This is a genomic window from Spiroplasma endosymbiont of Villa modesta, from assembly GCF_964030925.1.
GTDB lineage: Bacteria > Bacillota_I > Bacilli_A > Mycoplasmatales > VBWQ01 > Spiroplasma_E.
The window spans coordinates 631,674-654,861 of the sequence record NZ_OZ034992.1; the positions used below are offsets into that span (position 1 = coordinate 631,674).

Consider the following 23,188-nt stretch of genomic DNA (forward strand, 5'->3'; position numbering starts at 1 on the left):
TTTATCCCTTCTTATGATCACTTATTAATAAATTAGATTTTGACAGTTTTGCTAAAGCTGACTTTGCTGCTTCTTGCTCAGCTTTCTTTTTATTTGTTCCTACTCCTTTCCCCATTAGTATTTTATTATCTAAATACACATGAACAATAAAATAAGTAATATTATCTTTTTTAATTTGTTCCATAGTTTTATAATTAATAGGATCTCTTTTTTCTGCCTGTACTAATTCTTGTAATTTAGTTTTATAATCAATAATTGTTTCTAACTGATTAGTTTTAATCAATTCAAATAAGGTTAAGTCTAAGATTTTTTTCACTGCACTATTTCCTAAATCAAGATATACTGCAGCAAGAAATGATTCAAAAACATCTGATAAAATGCTTTCTCGTTGTTGCCCACCTGTATTTTTTTCACCATTTCCCAAAAATAAATAATCTTGTAATCCTAAAGCAATTGCCACTGCTGCCAATGTTTCTTGTCTAACTGCTTTACTACGTAAACTTGTTAATTGTCCCTCATCTTTATTTGGAAATAAGTGTCAAATGTAAGTTGAAATATTTTCCCCTAAAATCGAATCACCCAAAAATTCTAATCGCTCATATGAATAATCTAAATTATGTTCGTTTGAAAAAGAACGATGAGTAAACGCTTCACGATAATTACGATTAGATTTAATTTTTTCTAAAATACTCGATTTTAAAATATGTTCAATATTAATCATATTTTTCTCCTTAATACTTATTTATAAATTATAATTCTTGAATTTGTTTAGCTATTTTATTAGTAACATCTTGCTCAATAGCACGAATTAAAAGTTTTAAAGTACTATAATAAGATTTTTTATCACTAGATCCATGTGCTTTAAAAGCAATGCCATTAATACCTATTAATTGAGCACCACCTGTATTCTTATAATCAAAAGTCTTTTTAATATTTTTAAAAATACCAATTGACATTAAACCTAAAAATTTAGTTCATAAATTTTTTTTATAACCATTTTTAATTAATGTAAATAATAATGATGCCATGCCTTCAACTGATTTTAAAACAATATTACCTGAATAACCATCACAAATAATAATATCAACATCACCACTTAAAACATTTCGTGGTTCAATATTACCGTGAAAATTTAAAAAACTTAACTTTTCATTTTTTTGTGTTAATTGTTTTAGTTTAGCATATGTTGCTTTAGTTACTTCTGGACCTTTGCTTTCTTCAATACCAATATTTAGTAAACCAATTTTAGGACGTGAAATATTTTGAATAGTTTGACAATAAATATGACCCATTAATGCAAAATTAATTAATTCATCAACAGTGTTTTCAATATTTGCTCCAACATCCAATAATACTACTTGTCGATCTTTTATTAAAGTAGGCATAATTGGCATGAATGCCGGACGTTTAATGCCTTTGATTTCGCCTAATAAAAAATGACAAGCACCAAGATAGGCAGCAGTTGAACCCGAAGTTAGAATCCCATCTGCTTTTTTATTTTTAACTAACTGAATAGCTTGATTCATAGAAGAATCAGTCATTCTAATACCAGCGAGTGGACCATCATTCATAGTTATTACTTGGGTTGTTGCTAGTATTGTTATTCTTGATGATAATGGCTTATTTTTTAATAAAATCTGCAAGTTTCCATTAATTTGTTTTTCATCACCAACTAAACAAACTTCAACGTTTTTGAATTCTTTAATAACTTCTAACGCTGCAGCAATAGCGGGCAAACTACCATGGTCTGAACCCATTACATCAAAAGCAATTTTCATAGTTCCTCCTAAAAACAAAAAATAATTTAAGAAACCTTAAATAATATTATATTATAATTATTGATAGTTTAATTATACGTTAATTTTTTTAATTCCTTAAGATTAACAATCCAATTAATACTGCATTTATTTATTTATTTATTTTTAAATATGAATATTTCATTATTTGCTAGTAAAAAGTTAAAAAACAATTTATCTCTAATTATTTTGATATTGATTTTCTAAATAATTGTTTTTATTTACACCAGTTTTTTTTAAAGACCAAAACCCTTTTATTTATTTTATTAATAAAAAAAACTTTAAAAGCAAAAAACTAATATAAATATAAAAATATCTTATCATAATTTTACTAAAATCAAAAATAATCAAAGAATTAAAAAAAAGATTAAAACATTTAATAGTGTTTATTTTTATTTATAAAATAAACACTATTAATTTGATTATTATTCATAAAAATAAAAATAAAGTTAATTAAAAATAATTTTTATTGTATTTTATTTTAAAAACTTTAGAATTTAGTTACTTCTTATTATATATCTAAGAAGGTATTGGAAAAAAATTAATAACACAACTAAAAACTTTACTTATAAACAGTAATTTTTTGGATATGATTTTAAAATACTTATAAATTGTTATAGTAAAACTAATTCAAAAAAATTAATACTACTGCTTTTGAGGATCTTGTAATATGATCCTTTTTAAAATATATAACTACTGTTATTAATAACAAATTAATATATATTAAATAAAACTTTTATAATTAAAAAGGATTAAAAATGAGAAATTTAAAAAAAATAAAATTAACAAAAAATAACAATCGCTTTGGTGGAAAAACAAAGAAATGAAAAAATAATAAAGGAGAATGAGAATATAAAACTGAAATTAGAAATAAATCTAATGAACTTGATTCACTTATTTATGAATCCTATATGACAATTTATGACAAAAACAAAAATGATTTTAAATATTGAACTAAAAGAACTGCCTTTCCAAATAGTCAAATTATTTTTGAAATATTTTTAATTAAAAATAATAAATTATATAAACACGTTAAAAAATATGAAAACATTGACAAATTATCAAATGACCTAAAGAATATTAAACTTTTAGATTCCTCTCCTATCAAAGTTAAAGGAGGCGAAAAATCAAATCTAAAATATTATTATTATTTAGAAAACGTTACTATAAATTCTATTAATAATATAGATATGTTTATAAAAAATATTACCTCATTTAATCAAGAATTAAATATTAATATTAATTATGATAATTTATTAAAGTTATATCAGTATTTAACATATATGCAAAAACTTATTGATAATCCTACTTCATCTAGCAATATTTCAATAAGTGCCAAAATTAAAAAAACATTACCTAATTTATTGTTAGGATTACTACTAGTTTATATTGCATTTACTGGAAAAAATGCACAAAGAATAATTTCTACATATATTTTTGATGAGCAAGAATATACATCAGAAGATTATCTTTATGGAATATTTCAAAATAAAAAAAACTATTTCACAACATTCATTGATACTATTTTAACGACATTTTTTACCTCAGCAATTGCTGATTGATCAAGAAATACAATTTTAAATATAATCCAAACTCAAAAAAGTAATCCAATAAATGATTTTAAAATTAAAAAAATTCCTATTGAACCATTTAAAAAATATAAGCATGAATTTTTAACCCTTTTATATGAAGAAAATGAAGTAAAATTACAAAATAATATGACACGAATAAAACATATTAATAATTTAATAAAAAAACTTAATAATCTTCCAAAACCTACAGATTTTGAATATCATCCAAATTTTAAAAAAGAAGTTGAAAAAATTAGTGACTTTAATTGTTTAAAGAAGCCTATTGATAATACTATAATAAAAGAACTAACATCTTCGGCAAACAAAGTGATTGATAATTTAAATAAATTAAAAAAATCAAATTTAGATACTTTAGAATGAAAAGAAAGAATAAATTATTCATTATTTGATTTATTTTTAGAATCAGTAACATGACTAATGGCACATTCTATAATGACAGGTGCAATAGCAAATGCTATACAAGAAAACTTTAAAATAAGTGATTGAATGCCACTTAGCCCTTTTTACTAGACCATTAATTTAAAAAACCTGAATGTATTCTAAAAACAATTGTGTTATATAATTAACACTAATTTTAACCTGAAAGGATTTTTATTAATGGATAAAATTAAACAAATAGCATTAGTAATTAACAAATTAAATATCAAAGAAAAAATTAAAATTATTGATGATTGTAAAAATCAATATTCAATTAGAAACCTATGTCAATATCTTCAATTAAACAGATCAACATATTACTTTTTAAAAAATAAACAAAAACCTATTAAAAAAGAAGAAAATCATATTATTAAATGCAATCATAAATATCAAAAAATATGCCAACTTTTAATCGAATTTCATTCTACAAGAAAAGGCAGAATTTATGGATATTTAAGAATTTTTTCAGCTTTTAAAGAGTGATTAAAACAAGAAAAAAATATCATTTTAAATATAGAATTATCAATAAAACAAATGCGAAAAATTATGAAAGAACACAATATTCAAGGATTAAAACAAACTAAAAATAACTATCCTAAAAACAAAAAAAATCCAAATAAGTGAATACCTACAATGGATAAAGTAAACAAAGATTATAAAAGTACAACCTCTTCAAATCAAATTTGATCAATGGACACTAAACAAATAAATACTAAAGAAGGATGATTATATCTTTTTGTAATTATTGATTTTTATTCAAATAATGTTGTTAGTTATAATATTGCTCCTAATAAATCATATCAGGATTTAATTCTTCCTGCTCTTGAAAAAATCAACAAACAATTTTCTTGAAATCAAGTAAAAAATGTTATTTTACATTCAGATAACGCCAACGAATTTTATTGTCAGGATATCACAAAATGAGCAGAGGATAAACAAATAATTTTAAGCAAAAAACAACCTTATGATATTGGTGGTAATGTATTATCTGAAAACTGATTTTCTCATTTATCTCAAGAATGACTACCTAAAGGATCAAATCAATATTTATCCATCAATGAAGCTATAAATGATGTAAATCAATATGTTATGTTTTATAATTATGAAAGAATACATTCTAAATTTCTAAAACCACCAATTTTACAAATTAAAATTTAGAATTTTATATCAAAAATGGTCCAGTAATTAAGGGCCAACCACCAATTAAATATTTTACTAAACCAAATATTATATTAGCAAATTCAATCACTTATTTTTCTATACGACCAGTTAATTCCATATTTAAATGAGGATTAGAAACATTAAAAATTAAAACTAATATTTGTCCTCAAAAAATTTCAAACTGAATTACAAAACAATCAAATTATGGAAAATTTTCAATGGCAATTTTTTTATTTTTTTTTCAATGCTGTTTTTACTAATATTACTAAAACAACAACAACACTACTTACTAAATATGAAGTTACAAAATCTCATGACCTACTTGAATTAAAATTGAAAAAATGAGAAACATGATTATTTTTTTTCTTAGCAACAGGTTCTCAAATGATTTCTCTTTCTATTTCAAATTTTTATAAAATTTTTAATTTTGAAACTTTAATAAAAAAAAATTAGATATTTTCATAAACCAAACATAAGTTTACTAGAAGAAAAATTAATAGAACTAGAAAACAATAGTAATATTCCAATTTTTAATAAATCAGAAGTAATAAAAATACAAGACAGCATAAATGAAATAAATAAGACTTATAAAGTAATATATTCAAATACAAAAAAAATTGATCCAAAGTTAATAAATAGCACTGATTATGATTCAGATCAATTTCCATTATTAAACAAAAAAATGATTTTATTTGCTTAATTTATAATATAACTTAAAAATATATTTTTTTTTAAAAAATATTTATACTAATTTATGGATATTTTTAAAAAAAAGAAAAAAATAATCCAAAGTTTAACATTAGAAAAGAGGAACTTTTTATTATGGATAAAGATAAGGAAATTGAAAAGTTAAGAAAACAAGATGCAGAAAATAAAAAACAATTTGAAGAAGAAAGGTTAAAAAAAAGAATTGAAGAAGCTGAAAAAGAAAGAAAAAGAATTGCAGAAGAAAAAAACAATATAAAAAAGATAAAAATTTATAGACATAATACATTTTTATTATAGTTACAATATAAAAAATATTTTTTTATAAAATTAATATATTATTAAAATTAAAAAAAATATTAAGTATAATAAATTTATGAAATATTTAGGCATTGATTTAGGTAGTAAAACATTAGGGCTTGCTCGTGGTGAAGGAAAAATTGCTTTTTCTTGAAAAACTATTCGTTTCCCAGAGCATGATTTTAATAATGCTATTATCCAACTCCAAAATGCTATTAAAGAATATGATGCTGACATTCTTGTTTTTGGTTACCCTTTAAACATGGATAGCACAGTCGGCCCCAGCGCAAAAATTGTTTTAAATTTTATTGATAAATTTAAATTAACACAAAATAATGATAAACTAAATATTGTTTTACAAGATGAAAGAAGAACTACCTATTCTTCGCAGCAAATATTAATTAAATCTAATGTTTCTTCAAATAAAAGAAAACAAGTTAAAGATCAATTGGCTGCTGCTATTATTTTACAATCATACTTTGATAAAATAACTCAATCTTAAATTTTAGGAGATAAATGTGAAATATAAAAAAATTAATTTAATCGCTATCGCTGGCGGCAGTGCTTCAGGAAAAACAACAGTAGCAGAAAAAATTGCTGAAGCTTGTAATAAAAAAAATGTCATTTTTGTACAAATGGATAATTATTATCATGACCTTAGTAACTTAAAAGTTGAAGAAAGAAAAAAAACTAATTTTGATCATCCTAATGCTATTGATATGAAATTATTAATTCATGATTTAGAACAATTATTACTTGGCAATGCTATTGAAGAGCCTATTTATGATTTTAAAATCAATAGTCGCAGTAAAAACACTGAGATTATTGGTCCGGGTGATGTTATCATTCTGGATGGTATTTTTGCTTTAGAAAATCCTATTATTCGTGAATTATCTACTATTAAAATTTTTGTTGATACTGATAGTGATACTAGACTACTAAGAAGAATTAAACGAGATGTTAGTTTTAGAAATCGTACTCTTGACAGTGTTTTACAACAATATGCATTAACTGTTAAACCTATGCATGATGCTTTTGTTGAACCAACTAAACGTTATGCTGACATTATTATTCCTTTTGATTTTCATAATACTGTAGCTATTGATATTATTGCTACTAAAATTAAAGCAATTATTTAATAATTGCTTTAAGTTTTAATTTTTAAAATAACAATAAAATGCATCTTAAAGATGCATTTTTAAATTGTTTTTTATTGTTTTTTAAGTTAACAAGAAGATTATCAACTTAAATAATCAATTTTATTTTCATTTAAAAGAGATAAAATATTAAATTTCTGTATTTGCATTATTTGCTCATAAACACTATTTTTTATTTCATATTTTTTTTCTATACTATCAATATTTAAAACTTCAATTACTGTATTTCCATTTTCATGTGTTACTAAACCAAGTTCATTATTTAAATTAAATAATGTTTGAACATTAATTGATAAATCTAATACATAATTTACTTTATTACTATCTAAATCACTATAATATAATTTTGCTTTTTTACTTGCTAAATTTAAACTATAAAAATATATTTTACTATTTATTTCTGTTATTAACATTGTATCGTTAATGTTAAAAAAATCATCTCCAATTATTGGTTTGGCTTCAGATTGACCTTTTTTTATAATTAACACACTATAACTTATAGGTTTATTTATAGATTTATAAATAGCAAGATAAATGTTTTCGTTTTTATCAATAAATATAGAATTAACCATTAGATTGTTTGGTAAATTTATTTTTTCAGCAATTTCAGTATTAATATTATATTTATAAAAACCATCAAAAGTTGTTACATAAATATTATTTTTTAAATAAGTAATATCAGTTACCATACCCGAAACTAATGGCATAGTTTTAAATTTATTTTTATTATTAAGAATTATTACTCCACCAGCAGAAGTTAAATAAATATTACCTTTAATATCAATTATCATGTGAAAAGAACCTACTTTGAATTCTTTATTTTCTCAATAAATTTCATTATCTCTGGTACTTATATTATATTTTCAAATTTTTTGTCCAAGTATATGAAGATCAGAACTATCAAAAGTTGTATAATACAAATTACCATTGTCATCCTGTGTTTGTTTTACATTTTTTGTTGATATTATATTTTTATAATTAAAGTTAGTATCTTGATAATTATCATATATTTTTTTCATTGGACATATTCCGTAATTAAATTTAATTAATTGTCAATAAAATTGTTTTAAAACTATTTAGTGTTATTGAATATAGAAATAAATATTTTTTGAAAAAATAGTTTAAAAAATGAGTTTACATTTTAAACAAAAAATTGTTAATAATATTTTTATATTAACTCGATAAAAATTTAAATTTTAAAAAAATATTTTTAATATTTTTTTTATTTTAATGGTTTTATTTTATTAAAAATTTCACAAAGTAAGTTAAATCTTAAGTACATAAGTCTAAATTTAGATTTTCTACATTTATTTACTAAAATTTTGAATCTTTTCAATCAAGCAAAGACATGTTCAACTTTAATTCTAATTTTAGATACAATCTTATTGTATTTTCTTTCTTGTTTAGTTAATTTTTTATTTTTAGTTCTTTTAATTGGTATTATTATATTTTTATAAATATTTTGTATACCTTGATATCCTAAATCACCAATAATTATTGTTTTTTCTGAAAATTCAAGATTTGAATTTTTTAATATTTGAAAATCATGCACTTTACCATTATCAGCAAAAATATCAACAATTTTTTTATTAAAAAAATCATATACAATTTGAAATTTTATAGAATACATTCAACTTTTACCAGAAAAATATTCTAACTGTAGTTTTTTTTAGTTGGTCTTTCAATTTCAATCTCAGTTGAATCAATTAAATAAAATTGAAATTCATTTGAATTTTCTTGTTTTTTATCAATTTTTAATTTATATCTTTCTTTTAAAAATTGGTAATCTTTGTGGTTACTAAGTTTATTTTCTACTCAAGTAATATTTCGAAAACAACTTGATGGGCTCATTTTAGATTTAATACTCATTTGAAAAAAAGTATAATATTCTTTTCAGTATAATAAAGTCATCATTAATCTTTCTTCTACTGAAAGTTTATTTTTTCGACCTTTATTTTTTTCTAATTTTTCTATTTCAATTAATTTTTCTAACATTTCATTAAAATGAAAACGTTTTATACCAAAATATCTGTAAAATTCTTCATTTTTTAATTTTTTTAAATTTTCAAAAATCATTTTTATCAACACTTTTCTAAATTTATTGTTAATAACAAAATTATAAAATAAATTTTAAAATTATTAATTGACTTTTAAAAAATTTAATTACGGAATATGTCTATTATATTATCCCCTTCATTTCTTTTTTTAAAATAGTTATTTTTATTATTTCTTCTTTTAAGTACATATCGATAATTCTAGTAACTAAAATCGATAAACAATATCACATGCTTACTAGAACTTACTATAAAAGAAAAATAATTAGTAGTTTTTTCATTTTTTATTATCCATTATATTTTTATATTTCACATTATTTAAGTTAAACCTTGTTTACTTTAAAAATTAAAGTATCAGTCAAAAAATTCTATAAATTTTATAAAATAATTATATTTATTTTCTATAAGTCAAATTTTAATAAAAATACAAATATAAATAATCAATAATAGTCATCAATATTTCTTCAATCAATTGTTGTGATTTGACATTAAGGTAGCAAAAATGATAAAACAACACGTTGGAGTGGTGAAATATGAAAAGAAAACTAAATTATAAAAAAATATTAATTGCAACTGGTGTATTAGTTGTCGTTGCAGCAACAACAACAATAGCTGTTGTCGCTACAAAAAGCACAAAATCAGAAGCAAAAAAAGAATTAAGTTCTATCATTACTAAGTTAGAAGTTGATGGTAACAAATTTAATACCGAAGAAACAGTTCTTAATGAAATTATTCGTTTAAATGAAAGACATATTCCGTAATTAAATTTTTTAAAAGTCAATTAATAATTTTAAAATTTATTTTATAATTTTGTTATTAACAATAAATTTAGAAAAGTGTTGATAAAAATGATTTTTGAAAATTTAAAAAAATTAAAAAATGAAGAATTTTACAGATATTTTGGTATAAAACGTTTTCATTTTAATGAAATGTTAGAAAAATTAATTGAAATAGAAAAATTAGAAAAAAATAAAGGTCGAAAAAATAAACTTTCAGTAGAAGAAAGATTAATGATGACTTTATTATACTGAAAAGAATATTATACTTTTTTTCAAATGAGTATTAAATCTAAAATGAGTCCATCAAGTTGTTTTCGAAATATTACTTGAGTAGAAAATGGTGGTTGGCCCTTAATTACTGGACCATTTTTGATATAAAATTCTAAATTTTAATTTGTAAAATTGGTGGTTTTAGAAATTTAGAATGTATTCTTTCATAATTATAAAACATAACATATTGATTTACATCATTTATAGCTTCATTGATGGATAAATATTGATTTGATCCTTTAGGTAGTCATTCTTGAGATAAATGAGAAAATCAGTTTTCAGATAATACATTACCACCAATATCATAAGGTTGTTTTTTGCTTAAAATTATTTGTTTATCCTCTGCTCATTTTGTGATATCCTGACAATAAAATTCGTTGGCGTTATCTGAATGTAAAATAACATTTTTTACTTGATTTCAAGAAAATTGTTTGTTGATTTTTTCAAGAGCAGGAAGAATTAAATCCTGATATGATTTATTAGGAGCAATATTATAACTAACAACATTATTTGAATAAAAATCAATAATTACAAAAAGATATAATCATCCTTCTTTAGTATTTATTTGTTTAGTGTCCATTGATCAAATTTGATTTGAAGAGGTTGTACTTTTATAATCTTTGTTTACTTTATCCATTGTAGGTATTCACTTATTTGGATTTTTTTTGTTTTTAGGATAGTTATTTTTAGTTTGTTTTAATCCTTGAATATTGTGTTCTTTCATAATTTTTCGCATTTGTTTTATTGATAATTCTATATTTAAAATGATATTTTTTTCTTGTTTTAATCACTCTTTAAAAGCTGAAAAAATTCTTAAATATCCATAAATTCTGCCTTTTCTTGTAGAATGAAATTCGATTAAAAGTTGGCATATTTTTTGATATTTATGATTGCATTTAATAATATGATTTTCTTCTTTTTTAATAGGTTTTTGTTTATTTTTTAAAAAGTAATATGTTGATCTGTTTAATTGAAGATATTGACATAGGTTTCTAATTGAATATTGATTTTTACAATCATCAATAATTTTAATTTTTTCTTTGATATTTAATTTGTTAATTACTAATGCTATTTGTTTAATTTTATCCATTAATAAAAATCCTTTCAGGTTAAAATTAGTGTTAATTATATAACACAATTGTTTTTAGAATACATTCAGGTTTTTTAAATTAATGGTCTAGTAAAAAGGGCTAAGTGGCAAGTGGCAAGTGGCCAGTAGGATTAGATAAGTTGGATAATATATTACAAGATGATAAAAGAGATGTTATTAAAGTTCGTGGTAAACGTAGTTATGATAAGAATAAAAAGTTTGCTAAGAAGTAAAACGTGTATGTATTGCCGGTGCCAACCAAGAACCTTTGGTTTGGTTGGCGTGGGCGTTTACGCCCTTTGTCTCACTTTTTTAAAGTGAGTGGGGTGTGGGTGCGTAGCACCCAAGGGGCAACGCCCCTATATACTTGATTATTATTTTTACTTTAAAAGCGATTGGTAGTTGAGCTACTGGTAAAAAAATAGGAGGTATTAATTAATGAGATCTTTTTTAAAAAATAGTTATTTAGCTATTATCTTTTTATTATTTTATACTCCAATTTTAGTTTTAATGATATTCTCTTTTAATGGTGGCGATTCAGTTCGTAGTTGAAATTCTTGATCATTGCAACCTTATTACGATTTATTTCAACAAAGTGAACTTTGAGAATCGGTTAGTGTAACATTAATTGTTGCTTTTATTTCTACTTTTGTTGCTGTTATTATTGGTACGTTTGCTGCTTTGGGTTTAAGTAAAACAAAAAAAATAACACGTAATATTACTTTAGGGATTACTAATATTCCTTTAGTTAATGCTGATATTGTTACTGCTGTTTCTTTAATGTTATTATTTATGGCATTTGGTTTTAGTTTTGGTCTTGGAACATTAATTTTCGCTCATATTTCTTTTAATATTCCTTATGTTATTATTACTGTTTTACCAAAAATTAGATCAATAAATATGTCACAATTAGAAGCAAGTCAAGATTTAGGTGCGACACCTTGATATACGTTACGCAAAATTGTATTACCAACAATTAAACCAGCAATTATTGCTGGAGCAGCTATTGCGTTTGCTATGAGTTTTGATGATTTTTTAATTTCTTATTTTACTGGCGGTAATACTTCTAACGTTTCAACTTTTATTTATTCTTTAAAACGAATTAAGCCTTATATTAATGCTTTTTCAACAATAATTATTTTATTAATTGCAGTACTTATTATTTCTTGAAATACTTATGTTCTTTGCAAAAAACAAATTAAACAACGTAATGAAAAAATTGATAAAGGTATTTATAATGATAAAAAAATTATTAAAACTGAGAAGTTGTTAACTAAATATTATTTACAATTAAATGGTTTTAACTATAAAAAGGTTAAGAGTAAAGGTAGAAAACGTAAATCATTATATAGTGATGGTAATTTTGAAATTGTAACTGAGCAAGATATTATTAAAATTCAGGATTATATTAAAAATCACCCGAAACTTATTAATCAAATTTCTGAACTTGAAGCAAAACTTGAGATGGAATCAATTTGAATTGAACATATAAAGAATAAGATTAAAAAAAAGAAAGAGTTAAAAGAAGAACGCTCAAAATCAAGAAGAGAGAAATATCGTTTTTTACTATGACCGTGAAAATTAATTATGATTAGTATCATCTTATTATCAAGTTTTATTAGTTTGGGTGCTTTCTACATTTATACTAATGTTTATGATTTATCAATTGCTAATTGAGGCGAATATATGAATCCCAATATTTTAAAAGAATTCGAAAATAAATATCAAGTTAAAATAAAATATTCAACTTTTGATGATAATGAATCATTGTATGCTAAATTGTATACTACTAGTTATGATGTAATGGTTCCTAGTGATTATATGGTGGCTAAATTAGCAAGTGAAGATAGACTTTTTCCAATTGCATCAAAAAATTCTGTAGGTGATATTGAGTATGATAGTAGAATTGATTTTAATCCCAAAGAAGATATTAATCATGATTTATATGAATTAATGAATAATTATCGAGTTGAAAATAGTGATGGAATTTTAAATGAATTTGGTTTAAATAGTTATAGTATTCCTTATTTTTGAGGTGATGTTGTATTAGTAATTAATACTACTAATACAAATAATCTTAGTGATCTTGGTATTAAAGCTGATGGTTCAAATGTTCAATGAAGTGTTTTAACAGATGCTGCAAAATTAGGTAAACGTATCGTTTTAAATGATGATATGCATAACTTATTTATGACTGCGTTTACTGATTTACACTATAAAAATAAATGAGGAGAAAATAACGGTTCAGGTCAATATAATCAAGTAGGAAATGAATTTAGTGATAATATTAATGCTCATAGTCCAATTGAAATTAAAGATGCAAGTGACTGGTTAGAACCAGTTATCAAAAATAAAAATACAAAATTATTAAATGATGATATTGTTGATGAAATTAGTAATGAAAATAAGTGGGATGTAGCAATGATGTATAACGGTGATTTATTATCTGCAATTGCTGATAATCCTGATTCTTATAATGGTAAGTACCTTGTTGTTAGACCATATATGGGGACTAATGTTTGAAATGATGATATGGTAATTAGTAAAGATTCTCCTCAGGACATATTCCGTAATTAAATTTAATTAATTGTCAATAAAATTGTTTTAAAACTATTTAGTGTTATTGAATATAGAAATAAATATTTTTTGAAAAAATAGTTTAAAAAATGAGTTTACATTTTAAACAAAAAATTGTTAATAATATTTTTATATTAACTCGATAAAAATTTAAATTTTAAAAAAATATTTTTAATATTTTTAATATTTTTTTTATTTTAATGGTTTTATTTTATTAAAAATTTCACAAAGTAAGTTAAATCTTAAGTACATAAGTCTAAATTTAGATTTTCTACATTTATTTACTAAAATTTTGAATCTTTTCAATCAAGCAAAGACATGTTCAACTTTAATTCTAATTTTAGATACAATCTTATTGTATTTTCTTTCTTGTTTAGTTAATTTTTTATTTTTAGTTCTTTTAATTGGTATTATTGTATTTTTATAAATATTTTGTATACCTTGATATCCTAAATCACCAATAATTATTGTTTTTTCTGAAAATTCAAGATTTGAATTTTTTAATATTTGAAAATCATGCACTTTACCATTATCAGCAAAAATATCAACAATTTTTTTATTAAAAAAATCATATACAATTTGAAATTTTATAGAATACATTCAACTTTTACCAGAAAAATATTCTAACTGTAGTTTTTTTAGTTGGTCTTTCAATTTCAATCTCAGTTGAATCAATTAAATAAAATTGAAATTCATTTGAATTTTCTTGTTTTTTATCAATTTTTAATTTATATCTTTCTTTTAAAAATTGGTAATCTTTGTGGTTACTAAGTTTATTTTCTACTCAAGTAATATTTTGAAAACAACTTGATGGGCTCATTTTAGATTTAATACTCATTTGAAAAAAAAGTATAATATTCTTTTCAGTATAATAAAGTCATCATTAATCTTTCTTCTACTGAAAGTTTATTTTTTCGACCTTTATTTTTTTCTAATTTTTCTATTTCAATTAATTTTTCTAACATTTCATTAAAATGAAAATGTTTTATACCAAAATATCTGTAAAATTCTTCATTTTTTAATTTTTTTAAATTTTCAAAAATCATTTTTATCAACACTTTTCTAAATTTATTGTTAATAACAAAATTATAAAATAAATTTTAAAATTATTAATTGACTTTTAAAAAATTTAATTACGGAATATGTCTGAAGAAATAACATCTGAACATGTTGAAATTAAAAACTTTATTACTGCATCAGAAATTAAAAATGGTTCAGCAGAACTACATGCTAAAGCTAACAGTAAATATACTGGAAAAGTAAATATTATAATTACAAAAGTTGATACTGAAGAAGAAAGATTAGAAAAAATTATTAAAAAAAATAAAGTTGCTAATGATAAAGAAAGATATGGTAAGGAATATGTTGAAGCATACAAGGAATATTTTGCATTTCTTCAAAAAACTAAGGAAGCAAAATTTAAAATAGAACCTTGAGTTACAGATCAAGAACCGACAGATTCAAATAAAAAATTAATTTTTGATAAATTAGAAAATTATATAAGAAGTATTAGAACATCACACTATAAACTAGGTTTAGTAGAACAACGTATTAACATTTATTTTACAAATGAAAAAATGTTAATTGATAATGAAAATAAAACATTAAAATTTGATAATCTTCAAATGGATATGTATAAAACTGAAGATAGCAAATCAATATCAGGTTCTAATTACTACATAACAACAACTATTAAATACCAAGTAAAATAAATTTAAAAATATACTAAAAATAACCAAATATTTGGTTATTTTTTATTAATATAACAAATGAATAAATACAAAAGTGATAGTACTAATTAATTAGTATTTGTATTAGTACTTTCTTTTAATAATTGTTGATCTCCTGTTTTTGAACCATTAATTATTGGTTTAATAAATGATTCAAAAACAAGATTAGGATTTGTAAATAATTGTTCTTGATTATTTAATTCAAAAATAGATTTTTCTAATATTTCATTTTTTTGATGTGCTGGTACTTTAATTATATCTTCAATAAAAATATCAATTATAGCATTTTGTGTTTCTTCATTAATTTCTTTATCAGATAACTGATTTTTAAGTTTCAATCTAGCATTAATTAAAAAATCAGCACTTTCTTCTCTTGGAAATGAAATACTTTCTTGAAAACTATTATTACTTGAATTAACTTCAAATGAAGGTGTTACTACTTTTGTAGTTTCTTCCTCATTCCTTTTTGTTGGTGTTTGATTAGTAACATTTGAAAAATATTGATAATGTCGAGCTTGATAGTATAACTTCACTTCATTATTATCATTATTAGCAATTACATTATCTGGTTCAAATCTTTCCCTATTTGCAATATCAAAATCTTCATTAATTCTAATAATATCACAATTTAAAATATTACAAATTGCTTCAATTTCAACAGAACCTGTTATTTCACCATTTTTTCTCATTTGTTCTAAAGTTTTTCTTATTTGTGTATCTTCACTATTGTTAGGATATAATTCTTTATTTTTTTTATTAATTTCACTATCTAATAACATTGATCTAAAATTAGCTTTATTATTTGGACGTTTTGTATCTAAATTTGTTTCAATATAATCACAAATACGATTACGAAAGACTTTAACTAATTTTTCATTTTCTTTATCAGCAAAATTAAAATCAGCAAAATTAAAAATTCGTTCTCAACCGAATTCTATACCAAAAAGCGATTTATATCTTGTCTTAAATTGGTTTTTATTAGTTTTAACTTGTTCTAAATATGAAACGATTACTGCTCATAATAAACAATTACCATCTCTTTGTACATCTTTAATTGCCATGGTGATGTGTGCTCCTTTAAAAGAAAAACAGTTACTTTAAAAATAAAATAATAAACTGAAATTTTGAATAAATATATTGGGGTTTTAATCTTCGTTGCTTTGCAATTCATCGTAAATTGGTAATAAATATTACTACTTATAATATAACAAAAAAACAAAAAAAATAATAGCAAATCATTATTAAAATATTATATATAAATATTTCATAATTTAATTTTATTTAATAAAAAATATATTATAATACTTTCCTAACAAAATAAAATTAACCTATAAATAAAATATAAGGAGATTTTTAGAAATGAAAATTCAGAAACTTAAAAAAATAAATTTAATAACACTATCACTATTGATTTTAACTATTTTGGTTATATTTACATCTTTAACCCTAATAGATTTTTTTAACATAAAAAATGATATAAAATATATTCCTTCTTTTTATAATCATTATCGAAAACAAGAAATAATAACAAAAGAAAATGGTTTTAATTTAATAAAAGAACATGGTTTAATTTATATGTTAACTAGGTGGTTGGCCCTTAATTACTGGACCATTTTTGATATAAAATTCTAAATTTTAATTTGTAAAATTGGTGGTTTTAGAAATTTAGAATGTATTCTTTCATAATTATAAAACATAACATATTGATTTACATCATTTATAGCTTCATTGATGGATAAATATTGATTTGATCCTTTAGGTAGTCATTCTTGAGATAAATGAGAAAATCAGTTTTCAGATAATACATTACCACCAATATCATAAGGTTGTTTTTTGCTTAAAATTATTTGTTTATCCTCTGCTTATTTTGTGATATCCTGACAATAAAATTCGTTGGCGTTATCTGAATGTAAAATAACATTTTTTACTTGATTTCAAGAAAATTGTTTGTTGATTTTTTCAAGAGCAGGAAGAATTAAATCCTGATATGATTTATTAGGAGCAATATTATAACTAACAACATTATTTGAATAAAAATCAATAATTACAAAAAGATATAATCATCCTTCTTTAGTATTTATTTGTTTAGTGTCCATTGATCAAATTTGATTTGAAGAGGTTGTACTTTTATAATCTTTGTTTACTTTATCCATTGTAGGTATTCACTTATTTGGATTTTTTTTGTTTTTAGGATAGTTATTTTTAGTTTGTTTTAATCCTTGAATATTGTGTTCTTTCATAATTTTTCGCATTTGTTTTATTGATAATTCTATATTTAAAATGATATTTTTTTCTTGTTTTAATCACTCTTTAAAAGCTGAAAAAATTCTTAAATATCCATAAATTCTGCCTTTTCTTGTAGAATGAAATTCGATTAAAAGTTGGCATATTTTTTGATATTTATGATTGCATTTAATAATATGATTTTCTTCTTTTTTAATAGGTTTTTGTTTATTTTTTAAAAAGTAATATGTTGATCTGTTTAATTGAAGATATTGACATAGGTTTCTAATTGAATATTGATTTTTACAATCATCAATAATTTTAATTTAAAAATAAAAAAAGTAGATAATAACTTTTGAGATGCTATTGAAAATTGTGAAATTATTAATAATTACTATGTTCATTAATTTTTTATTTATTATAAGTTAAACTAAGAAATTTAAAGACTATTGATTATATTTATTATTTAATATAGTAAGCATAGATAAAATTATATGCTTACTATAAATTTTTAATTACTCTTGATAAAATTAACTGAATATTATCATTATAAATTTCTACCTTTCCTTCCATTAAAATTACTTTATTAACTTGTAAATATTCTTGGTATATTTGATATAACTTTTCAAAAACCGTTACTTCAATAACATTACTATCATTTTGCATTTCAAAAAAAGCCATTAATTTTTTATTTTTAGTTTTAATTACTCTAATATTATTGATAACTCCATATACTCTAACATGTTGATCAACATAATTATTAATATATGCTAAATCAATAGCTTTATTATGAGGATCTAATTGCTCTTTTCATAGTAATTTAGGATTATATTTTAAATAAAGTCCTAATGCACGATGTTCATTAATACTATTATTATTTCAATCATCTTCTCTTTGTAACATAATTGGTTTAGCAATTAAATTAAAATTTAATGATAATTCGCCACTAGTTTCATCTTTTACCTGCACCATATTGGCATATTCTAATGCAGCATCCAAGTTTAATAATAACATTGTTCGATTTGATTGAATATCATCTAAAGCACCAGCAGCAATTAAATGTTCAATGTTTTTACGATTCAAACCAATAAATATTGCTCGAGCACAAAAGTTAAAAAAATCTTGAAAAAATCCATTATTAGTACGTTCTTTAATAAGATTACTACAACTACCTTGACTCATTTGCTTAATTGCTTGTAAACTATAACGAATAGCTTTTTTAGCACCATCAATTAAAAAATCAATGTCAGAAAATTGAATTGATGGTGGTAAAACTTTAATTTGATATTTTTGACATTCATTCAAATATTGTAACATTTTTTGATCATTACCAATAACGCTACTTAATAACGACACCATAAATGCCAATGGATAATTTGCTTTTAAATAAACTAAATAATAACTAATTAATGAATAAGCGACAGCATGAGATCGATTAAATCCATAACCAGCAAATTTTTCAATATCTTCTCATATTTTCTTAACAACTCTTGGTGAATAACCTCTATTAACAGCACTTTTAATAAATGAGTTTGCTTGTTCTTTCATAACTGTAGTATCTTTTTTACTAATTGCACGACGAATTAAATCAGCTTTTCCTAATGAATAACCAGCAACTTTCTGTAAAATTAATAATATTTGTTCTTGATAAATAATAATGCCATAAGTTGATGCTAAATAAGGTTTTAAATCTTCATGAATATACGTAACTTTTTGTTTTCCTAATTTACGATTAATATAATCTTGAATGTACTCTTGTGGTCCAGGACGAAATAAAGAAGAACTAGCAATAATATCTTCTAAGTTATCAACTTTCATTTTAATTAAAATTTGACGCATTCCTGAAGATTCCAATTGAAAAATACCGGTTGTATCACCATTTTTAATAATGTTAAAACTTTTTTCATCATTTAAAGGAATTTGAGATAATTTTAAATTTAAAAAATAATGTTTGCTTACTTGTTGTAAAATATTTTGCAAAATAGTTAAATTACGTAATCCTAAAATATCCATTTTTATCAAACCAAGAGCTTCTAGGGTTTGCATTGGAAATTGTGTTTGATAAATACCTTGAAATCCTAATTGTAATGGAATAGCAGTAACTAACGGTGCTCTTGTAATAACGATTCCTGCTGCATGAGTACTAGTTTGTCGTGGAAAACCAAGAATTTCTTTGGTTAAAGTAAACAATAAAGGATACTTATTTGCATATCATGCTAATTTTGGTGATTGTTTAATAGCCATATCTATTTCAAAATTATATTGAATTGGTATTAATTTTGTCATTTCATTAATATCTTCAATATTAACTTGAAAAACTCTTCCCAAATCACGAATTGCCATTTTACTAGCAATTGTTTGAAAAATAACAATATATGCAACATGTTCTTTGCCATATTTTTGATGAATATAATTAATAACTTCATCTCTTCTTGTATCTTCAAAATCGATATCAATGTCTGGTAATGATATTCGTTCTGGATTTAAAAATCTTTCAAAAATTAAATTATAAGCAATAGGATCAACACCAGTAATTCCTAAAACATATGCTACTAAACTACCAGCAACACTTCCTCTACCTGGTCCAACCATTATATTCTTGCTTTTTGCAAATTTAACATAATCATTAACAATTAAAAAATAATCAGCAAAACCCATTTCATTAATTACTTGTAATTCATATAAAACTCTTTTAACGTATGTTTCAGGAATTTCACGACTTTGAAAATGCGCTTCTAATCCCTGCTTACATAATTCTTGCAAATATAAATTACTAGTAAGATTATTAGGACAAGTAAATTTTGGTAAACTTAATTCTGCACTATTTGGCTTATTTTTAGGAAATTTTAAATTACATAATCAAATAACCTTTTCAATATTTTCAATAATTTCATTTGGATAATGTTGCATTAAATCTTGTTTAGTTTTATATAAAAACTCATTACTTTTTGATAAATCTTCTGATTTTAATGTTTTTTGTTCTTTAATAGCTTGTAAAATTTGATAAGTACGATGTTGTTTTTCATCTAAATATAAAACCAAATCAATTGGAATAATATTAGATGTAATCGATTTTAATAAAGTAATATTATCCATATCACTAGGTACTAAACCAAAATAAACTAATTCATGACCTGTTGAATTTAAAATATCATAATTATTTTTAATATATCTAATATTTTTATTATTAGCATGAATAATAACTAAAACTTCACGTGTTTGATTAAGATATTTTTTTACATCATTAGTAGTAACAATATTATTATTAGTACTAATAATAGTAGAAAGCTCTATTAATCTTTGATAACCAGCATATGAAGTTGCCATAATAGTTAATTCAACTTTATCAGTAGCACTTTCTCAAACGCAATTTAAACCAATTAATGGTTTAATATCATTCTCTATACATAAATTACAAAATTCATAAGCACCATACATTATATTTTTATCTACTAAAGATAGAACTTTTAAATTATTTTTTTTAGCAAATTCAATATAATCACTTATTTTAATAGTTGATGAAAGAAATGAATAATTAGAACGAACATTTAAATTAACTATATATTTCATACTATCCCCTACAATTCTTGAATGACTTATATTACAAGTTAATTTTAACATCATTTTATCTTGCTAGGTTATTCTTAAGTTATTGTTTTTAATACAAAACTATTTAAAACACTTAAAATCAACTTTTTTAGAAATAAAATAAAAAAATAAATTTTATTTCTAAAATTTATATTAAAAAAGAAAAAATAAACATTATTTTTTCAATAATTAATAATAAATAATTTGGGAAAAATTATAATATATTTTTTTACATATTAAAACCAATAATATGTTAAAATCTGCATAAACTTAATACAAGTTTTCAACTTATTACTTCATTTTAAAGTAAGTGAGTTTGTTATTTTTAATCAAATAAGGAGAAAAAAATGGATATTCAAAATATTAATTTAATAAAAGCTGCTAAAATCGGTGATCTACAAGTAATTAAAAAAATAATTAAAAATGGTGGCAATGTTAATTATATATGCGATGATATAACCGCTTTAATATGAGCAGCGCAAAATGGTCATTTAGATGTAGTTAACATCTTAATAGATAATGGTGTTGATATTTATCATGTAGTTAAAAATAGACCTGATCCTTGAATATTAAATAATATTAATGGACAAATAATTATATCCAAATATTTAAAAACAAATGGTTATTAGGTGGTTGGCCCTTAATTACTGGACCATTTTTGATATAAAATTCTAAATTTTAATTTGTAAAATTGGTGGTTTTAGAAATTTAGAATGTATTCTTTCATAATTATAAAACATAACATATTGATTTACATCATTTATAGCTTCATTGATGGATAAATATTGATTTGATTCTTTAGGTAGTCATTCTTGAGATAAATGAGAAAATCAGTTTTCAGATAATACATTACCACCAATATCATAAGGTTGTTTTTTGCTTAAAATTATTTGTTTATCCTCTGCTCATTTTGTGATATCCTGACAATAAAATTCGTTGGCGTTATCTGAATGTAAAATAACATTTTTTACTTGATTTCAAGAAAATTGTTTGTTGATTTTTTCAAGAGCAGGAAGAATTAAATCCTGATATGATTTATTAGGAGCAATATTATAACTAACAACATTATTTGAATAAAAATCAATAATTACAAAAAGATATAATCATCCTTCTTTAGTATTTATTTGTTTAGTGTCCATTGATCAAATTTGATTTGAAGAGGTTGTACTTTTATAATCTTTGTTTACTTTATCCATTGTAGGTATTCACTTATTTGGATTTTTTTTGTTTTTAGGATAGTTATTTTTAGTTTGTTTTAATCCTTGAATATTGTGTTCTTTCATAATTTTTCGCATTTGTTTTATTGATAATTCTATATTTAAAATGATATTTTTTTCTTGTTTTAATCACTCTTTAAAAGCTGAAAAAATTCTTAAATATCCATAAATTCTGCCTTTTCTTGTAGAATGAAATTCGATTAAAAGTTGGCATATTTTTTGATATTTATGATTGCATTTAATAATATGATTTTCTTCTTTTTTAATAGGTTTTTGTTTATTTTTTAAAAAGTAATATGTTGATCTGTTTAATTGAAGATATTGACATAGGTTTCTAATTGAATATTGATTTTTACAATCATCAATAATTTTAATTTTTTCTTTGATATTTAATTTGTTAATTACTAATGCTATTTGTTTAATTTTATCCATTAATAAAAATCCTTTCAGGTTAAAATTAGTGTTAATTATATAACACAATTGTTTTTAGAATACATTCAGGTTTTTTAAATTAATGGTCTAGTAAAAAGGG

General features: G+C 22.2%; 25 protein-coding genes. 12 read left to right on the forward strand and 13 right to left on the reverse strand.

Annotated features, from left to right (window positions below; translation table 4 throughout):
- Position 1: 1 nt before the first annotated feature.
- Both rnc and plsX read right to left on the reverse strand, forming a co-directional pair.
- Entirely contained in the window at positions 2 to 721 is a 720-nt protein-coding gene (gene rnc, locus AAHM89_RS04050) for a ribonuclease III (RefSeq protein ID WP_174481262.1), read from the reverse strand.
- A 28-nt stretch (positions 722 to 749) separates the two neighbouring features.
- Positions 750 to 1,778, reverse strand: coding sequence for a phosphate acyltransferase PlsX (gene plsX / locus AAHM89_RS04055; protein WP_342267018.1), 1,029 nt, complete (start codon positions 1,776 to 1,778; stop codon positions 750 to 752).
- Positions 1,779 to 2,554: 776 nt separating this feature from the next.
- Between plsX and AAHM89_RS04060 the strand changes: the two genes are divergently transcribed.
- From AAHM89_RS04060 to udk, 5 genes are all read left to right on the forward strand, one after another.
- Positions 2,555 to 3,898 carry a hypothetical protein gene (locus tag AAHM89_RS04060; RefSeq protein ID WP_342267019.1) on the forward strand — a complete coding sequence of 448 codons (1,344 nt, stop codon included), beginning with the start codon at positions 2,555 to 2,557 and terminating at the stop codon, positions 3,896 to 3,898.
- An 87-nt stretch (positions 3,899 to 3,985) separates the two neighbouring features.
- A complete protein-coding gene (locus AAHM89_RS04065; protein WP_342265776.1) occupies positions 3,986 to 4,963 on the forward strand; it encodes an IS3 family transposase in 978 nt (325 codons plus the stop codon).
- Positions 4,964 to 5,788: 825 nt separating this feature from the next.
- Positions 5,789 to 5,971 carry a hypothetical protein gene (locus AAHM89_RS04070; RefSeq protein WP_342267020.1) on the forward strand — a complete coding sequence of 61 codons (183 nt, stop codon included), beginning with the start codon at positions 5,789 to 5,791 and terminating at the stop codon, positions 5,969 to 5,971.
- Between the two features lie 76 nt (positions 5,972 to 6,047).
- A complete protein-coding gene (ruvX, locus tag AAHM89_RS04075) occupies positions 6,048 to 6,473 on the forward strand; it encodes a Holliday junction resolvase RuvX (protein ID WP_174481257.1) in 426 nt (141 codons plus the stop codon).
- A 16-nt stretch (positions 6,474 to 6,489) separates the two neighbouring features.
- Positions 6,490 to 7,110, forward strand: coding sequence for a uridine kinase (udk, locus tag AAHM89_RS04080; RefSeq protein ID WP_342267021.1), 621 nt, complete (start codon positions 6,490 to 6,492; stop codon positions 7,108 to 7,110).
- Between the two features lie 98 nt (positions 7,111 to 7,208).
- On the opposite strand, the gene AAHM89_RS04085 is transcribed toward udk, so the two are convergent.
- From AAHM89_RS04085 to AAHM89_RS04095, 3 genes are all read right to left on the reverse strand, one after another.
- On the reverse strand, positions 7,209 to 8,147 hold the full coding sequence (locus AAHM89_RS04085; protein WP_342267022.1) for a hypothetical protein: 939 nt from the start codon (positions 8,145 to 8,147) through the stop codon (positions 7,209 to 7,211).
- 203 nt (positions 8,148 to 8,350) lie between these two features.
- Complete coding sequence (locus tag AAHM89_RS04090) at positions 8,351 to 8,758, reverse strand: transposase family protein (RefSeq protein WP_342267023.1); 408 nt, start codon at positions 8,756 to 8,758, stop codon at positions 8,351 to 8,353.
- Between the two features lie 23 nt (positions 8,759 to 8,781).
- Positions 8,782 to 9,204: a transposase family protein gene (locus AAHM89_RS04095; RefSeq protein WP_339045912.1), complete on the reverse strand. Its 423-nt coding sequence runs from the start codon at positions 9,202 to 9,204 to the stop codon at positions 8,782 to 8,784.
- Positions 9,205 to 9,715: 511 nt separating this feature from the next.
- Here AAHM89_RS04095 and AAHM89_RS04100 point away from each other — a divergent pair.
- Positions 9,716 to 9,943, forward strand: coding sequence for a hypothetical protein (locus AAHM89_RS04100; protein ID WP_342267024.1), 228 nt, complete (start codon positions 9,716 to 9,718; stop codon positions 9,941 to 9,943).
- 87 nt (positions 9,944 to 10,030) lie between these two features.
- Positions 10,031 to 10,339, forward strand: a complete 309-nt coding sequence (locus AAHM89_RS04105; RefSeq protein WP_342267025.1) for a transposase family protein — start codon at positions 10,031 to 10,033, stop codon at positions 10,337 to 10,339.
- A gap of 4 nt (positions 10,340 to 10,343) precedes the next feature.
- Here AAHM89_RS04105 and AAHM89_RS04110 read toward each other — a convergent pair whose 3' ends face one another.
- Positions 10,344 to 11,321: an IS3 family transposase gene (locus AAHM89_RS04110; RefSeq protein ID WP_342265776.1), complete on the reverse strand. Its 978-nt coding sequence runs from the start codon at positions 11,319 to 11,321 to the stop codon at positions 10,344 to 10,346.
- Positions 11,322 to 11,425: 104 nt separating this feature from the next.
- On the opposite strand from AAHM89_RS04110, the gene AAHM89_RS04115 reads away from it, so the two are divergent.
- A complete protein-coding gene (locus AAHM89_RS04115) occupies positions 11,426 to 11,554 on the forward strand; it encodes a hypothetical protein (protein WP_342267026.1) in 129 nt (42 codons plus the stop codon).
- A 205-nt stretch (positions 11,555 to 11,759) separates the two neighbouring features.
- Positions 11,760 to 13,898 carry an ABC transporter permease subunit gene (locus tag AAHM89_RS04120; RefSeq protein WP_342267027.1) on the forward strand — a complete coding sequence of 713 codons (2,139 nt, stop codon included), beginning with the start codon at positions 11,760 to 11,762 and terminating at the stop codon, positions 13,896 to 13,898.
- Between the two features lie 192 nt (positions 13,899 to 14,090).
- On the opposite strand, the gene AAHM89_RS04125 is transcribed toward AAHM89_RS04120, so the two are convergent.
- The 3 genes from AAHM89_RS04125 to AAHM89_RS04135 are packed head-to-tail and all read right to left on the reverse strand — an operon-like array spanning position 14,091 to position 14,944.
- On the reverse strand, positions 14,091 to 14,498 hold the full coding sequence (locus AAHM89_RS04125; RefSeq protein WP_339045908.1) for a transposase family protein: 408 nt from the start codon (positions 14,496 to 14,498) through the stop codon (positions 14,091 to 14,093).
- Between the two features lie 7 nt (positions 14,499 to 14,505).
- Entirely contained in the window at positions 14,506 to 14,736 is a 231-nt protein-coding gene (locus AAHM89_RS04130; protein ID WP_342267028.1) for a hypothetical protein, read from the reverse strand.
- On the reverse strand, positions 14,726 to 14,944 hold the full coding sequence (locus AAHM89_RS04135) for a hypothetical protein (RefSeq protein WP_342267029.1): 219 nt from the start codon (positions 14,942 to 14,944) through the stop codon (positions 14,726 to 14,728). Before AAHM89_RS04135 ends, AAHM89_RS04130 begins: the two co-directional genes overlap by 11 nt.
- A gap of 96 nt (positions 14,945 to 15,040) precedes the next feature.
- Between AAHM89_RS04135 and AAHM89_RS04140 the strand changes: the two genes are divergently transcribed.
- Positions 15,041 to 15,610, forward strand: coding sequence for a hypothetical protein (locus tag AAHM89_RS04140; protein WP_342267030.1), 570 nt, complete (start codon positions 15,041 to 15,043; stop codon positions 15,608 to 15,610).
- An 86-nt stretch (positions 15,611 to 15,696) separates the two neighbouring features.
- On the opposite strand, the gene AAHM89_RS04145 is transcribed toward AAHM89_RS04140, so the two are convergent.
- Positions 15,697 to 16,689, reverse strand: a complete 993-nt coding sequence (locus tag AAHM89_RS04145) for an OTU domain-containing protein (protein WP_342267031.1) — start codon at positions 16,687 to 16,689, stop codon at positions 15,697 to 15,699.
- Positions 16,690 to 16,987: 298 nt separating this feature from the next.
- Between AAHM89_RS04145 and AAHM89_RS04150 the strand changes: the two genes are divergently transcribed.
- Positions 16,988 to 17,260 carry a hypothetical protein gene (locus AAHM89_RS04150; protein ID WP_342267032.1) on the forward strand — a complete coding sequence of 91 codons (273 nt, stop codon included), beginning with the start codon at positions 16,988 to 16,990 and terminating at the stop codon, positions 17,258 to 17,260.
- Between the two features lie 230 nt (positions 17,261 to 17,490).
- On the opposite strand, the gene AAHM89_RS04155 is transcribed toward AAHM89_RS04150, so the two are convergent.
- Positions 17,491 to 17,880, reverse strand: a complete 390-nt coding sequence (locus tag AAHM89_RS04155) for a DDE-type integrase/transposase/recombinase (RefSeq protein WP_342267033.1) — start codon at positions 17,878 to 17,880, stop codon at positions 17,491 to 17,493.
- Positions 17,881 to 18,352: 472 nt separating this feature from the next.
- Positions 18,353 to 21,421: a DNA polymerase III subunit alpha gene (locus AAHM89_RS04160; protein WP_342267034.1), complete on the reverse strand. Its 3,069-nt coding sequence runs from the start codon at positions 21,419 to 21,421 to the stop codon at positions 18,353 to 18,355.
- A gap of 365 nt (positions 21,422 to 21,786) precedes the next feature.
- Here AAHM89_RS04160 and AAHM89_RS04165 point away from each other — a divergent pair, with 365 nt between their 5' ends.
- On the forward strand, positions 21,787 to 22,068 hold the full coding sequence (locus AAHM89_RS04165) for an ankyrin repeat domain-containing protein (protein ID WP_342267035.1): 282 nt from the start codon (positions 21,787 to 21,789) through the stop codon (positions 22,066 to 22,068).
- 42 nt (positions 22,069 to 22,110) lie between these two features.
- Here the strand turns inward: AAHM89_RS04165 and AAHM89_RS04170 are convergent, their stop codons facing one another.
- Entirely contained in the window at positions 22,111 to 23,088 is a 978-nt protein-coding gene (locus AAHM89_RS04170; protein ID WP_342267036.1) for an IS3 family transposase, read from the reverse strand.
- Positions 23,089 to 23,188 lie beyond the last annotated feature (100 nt).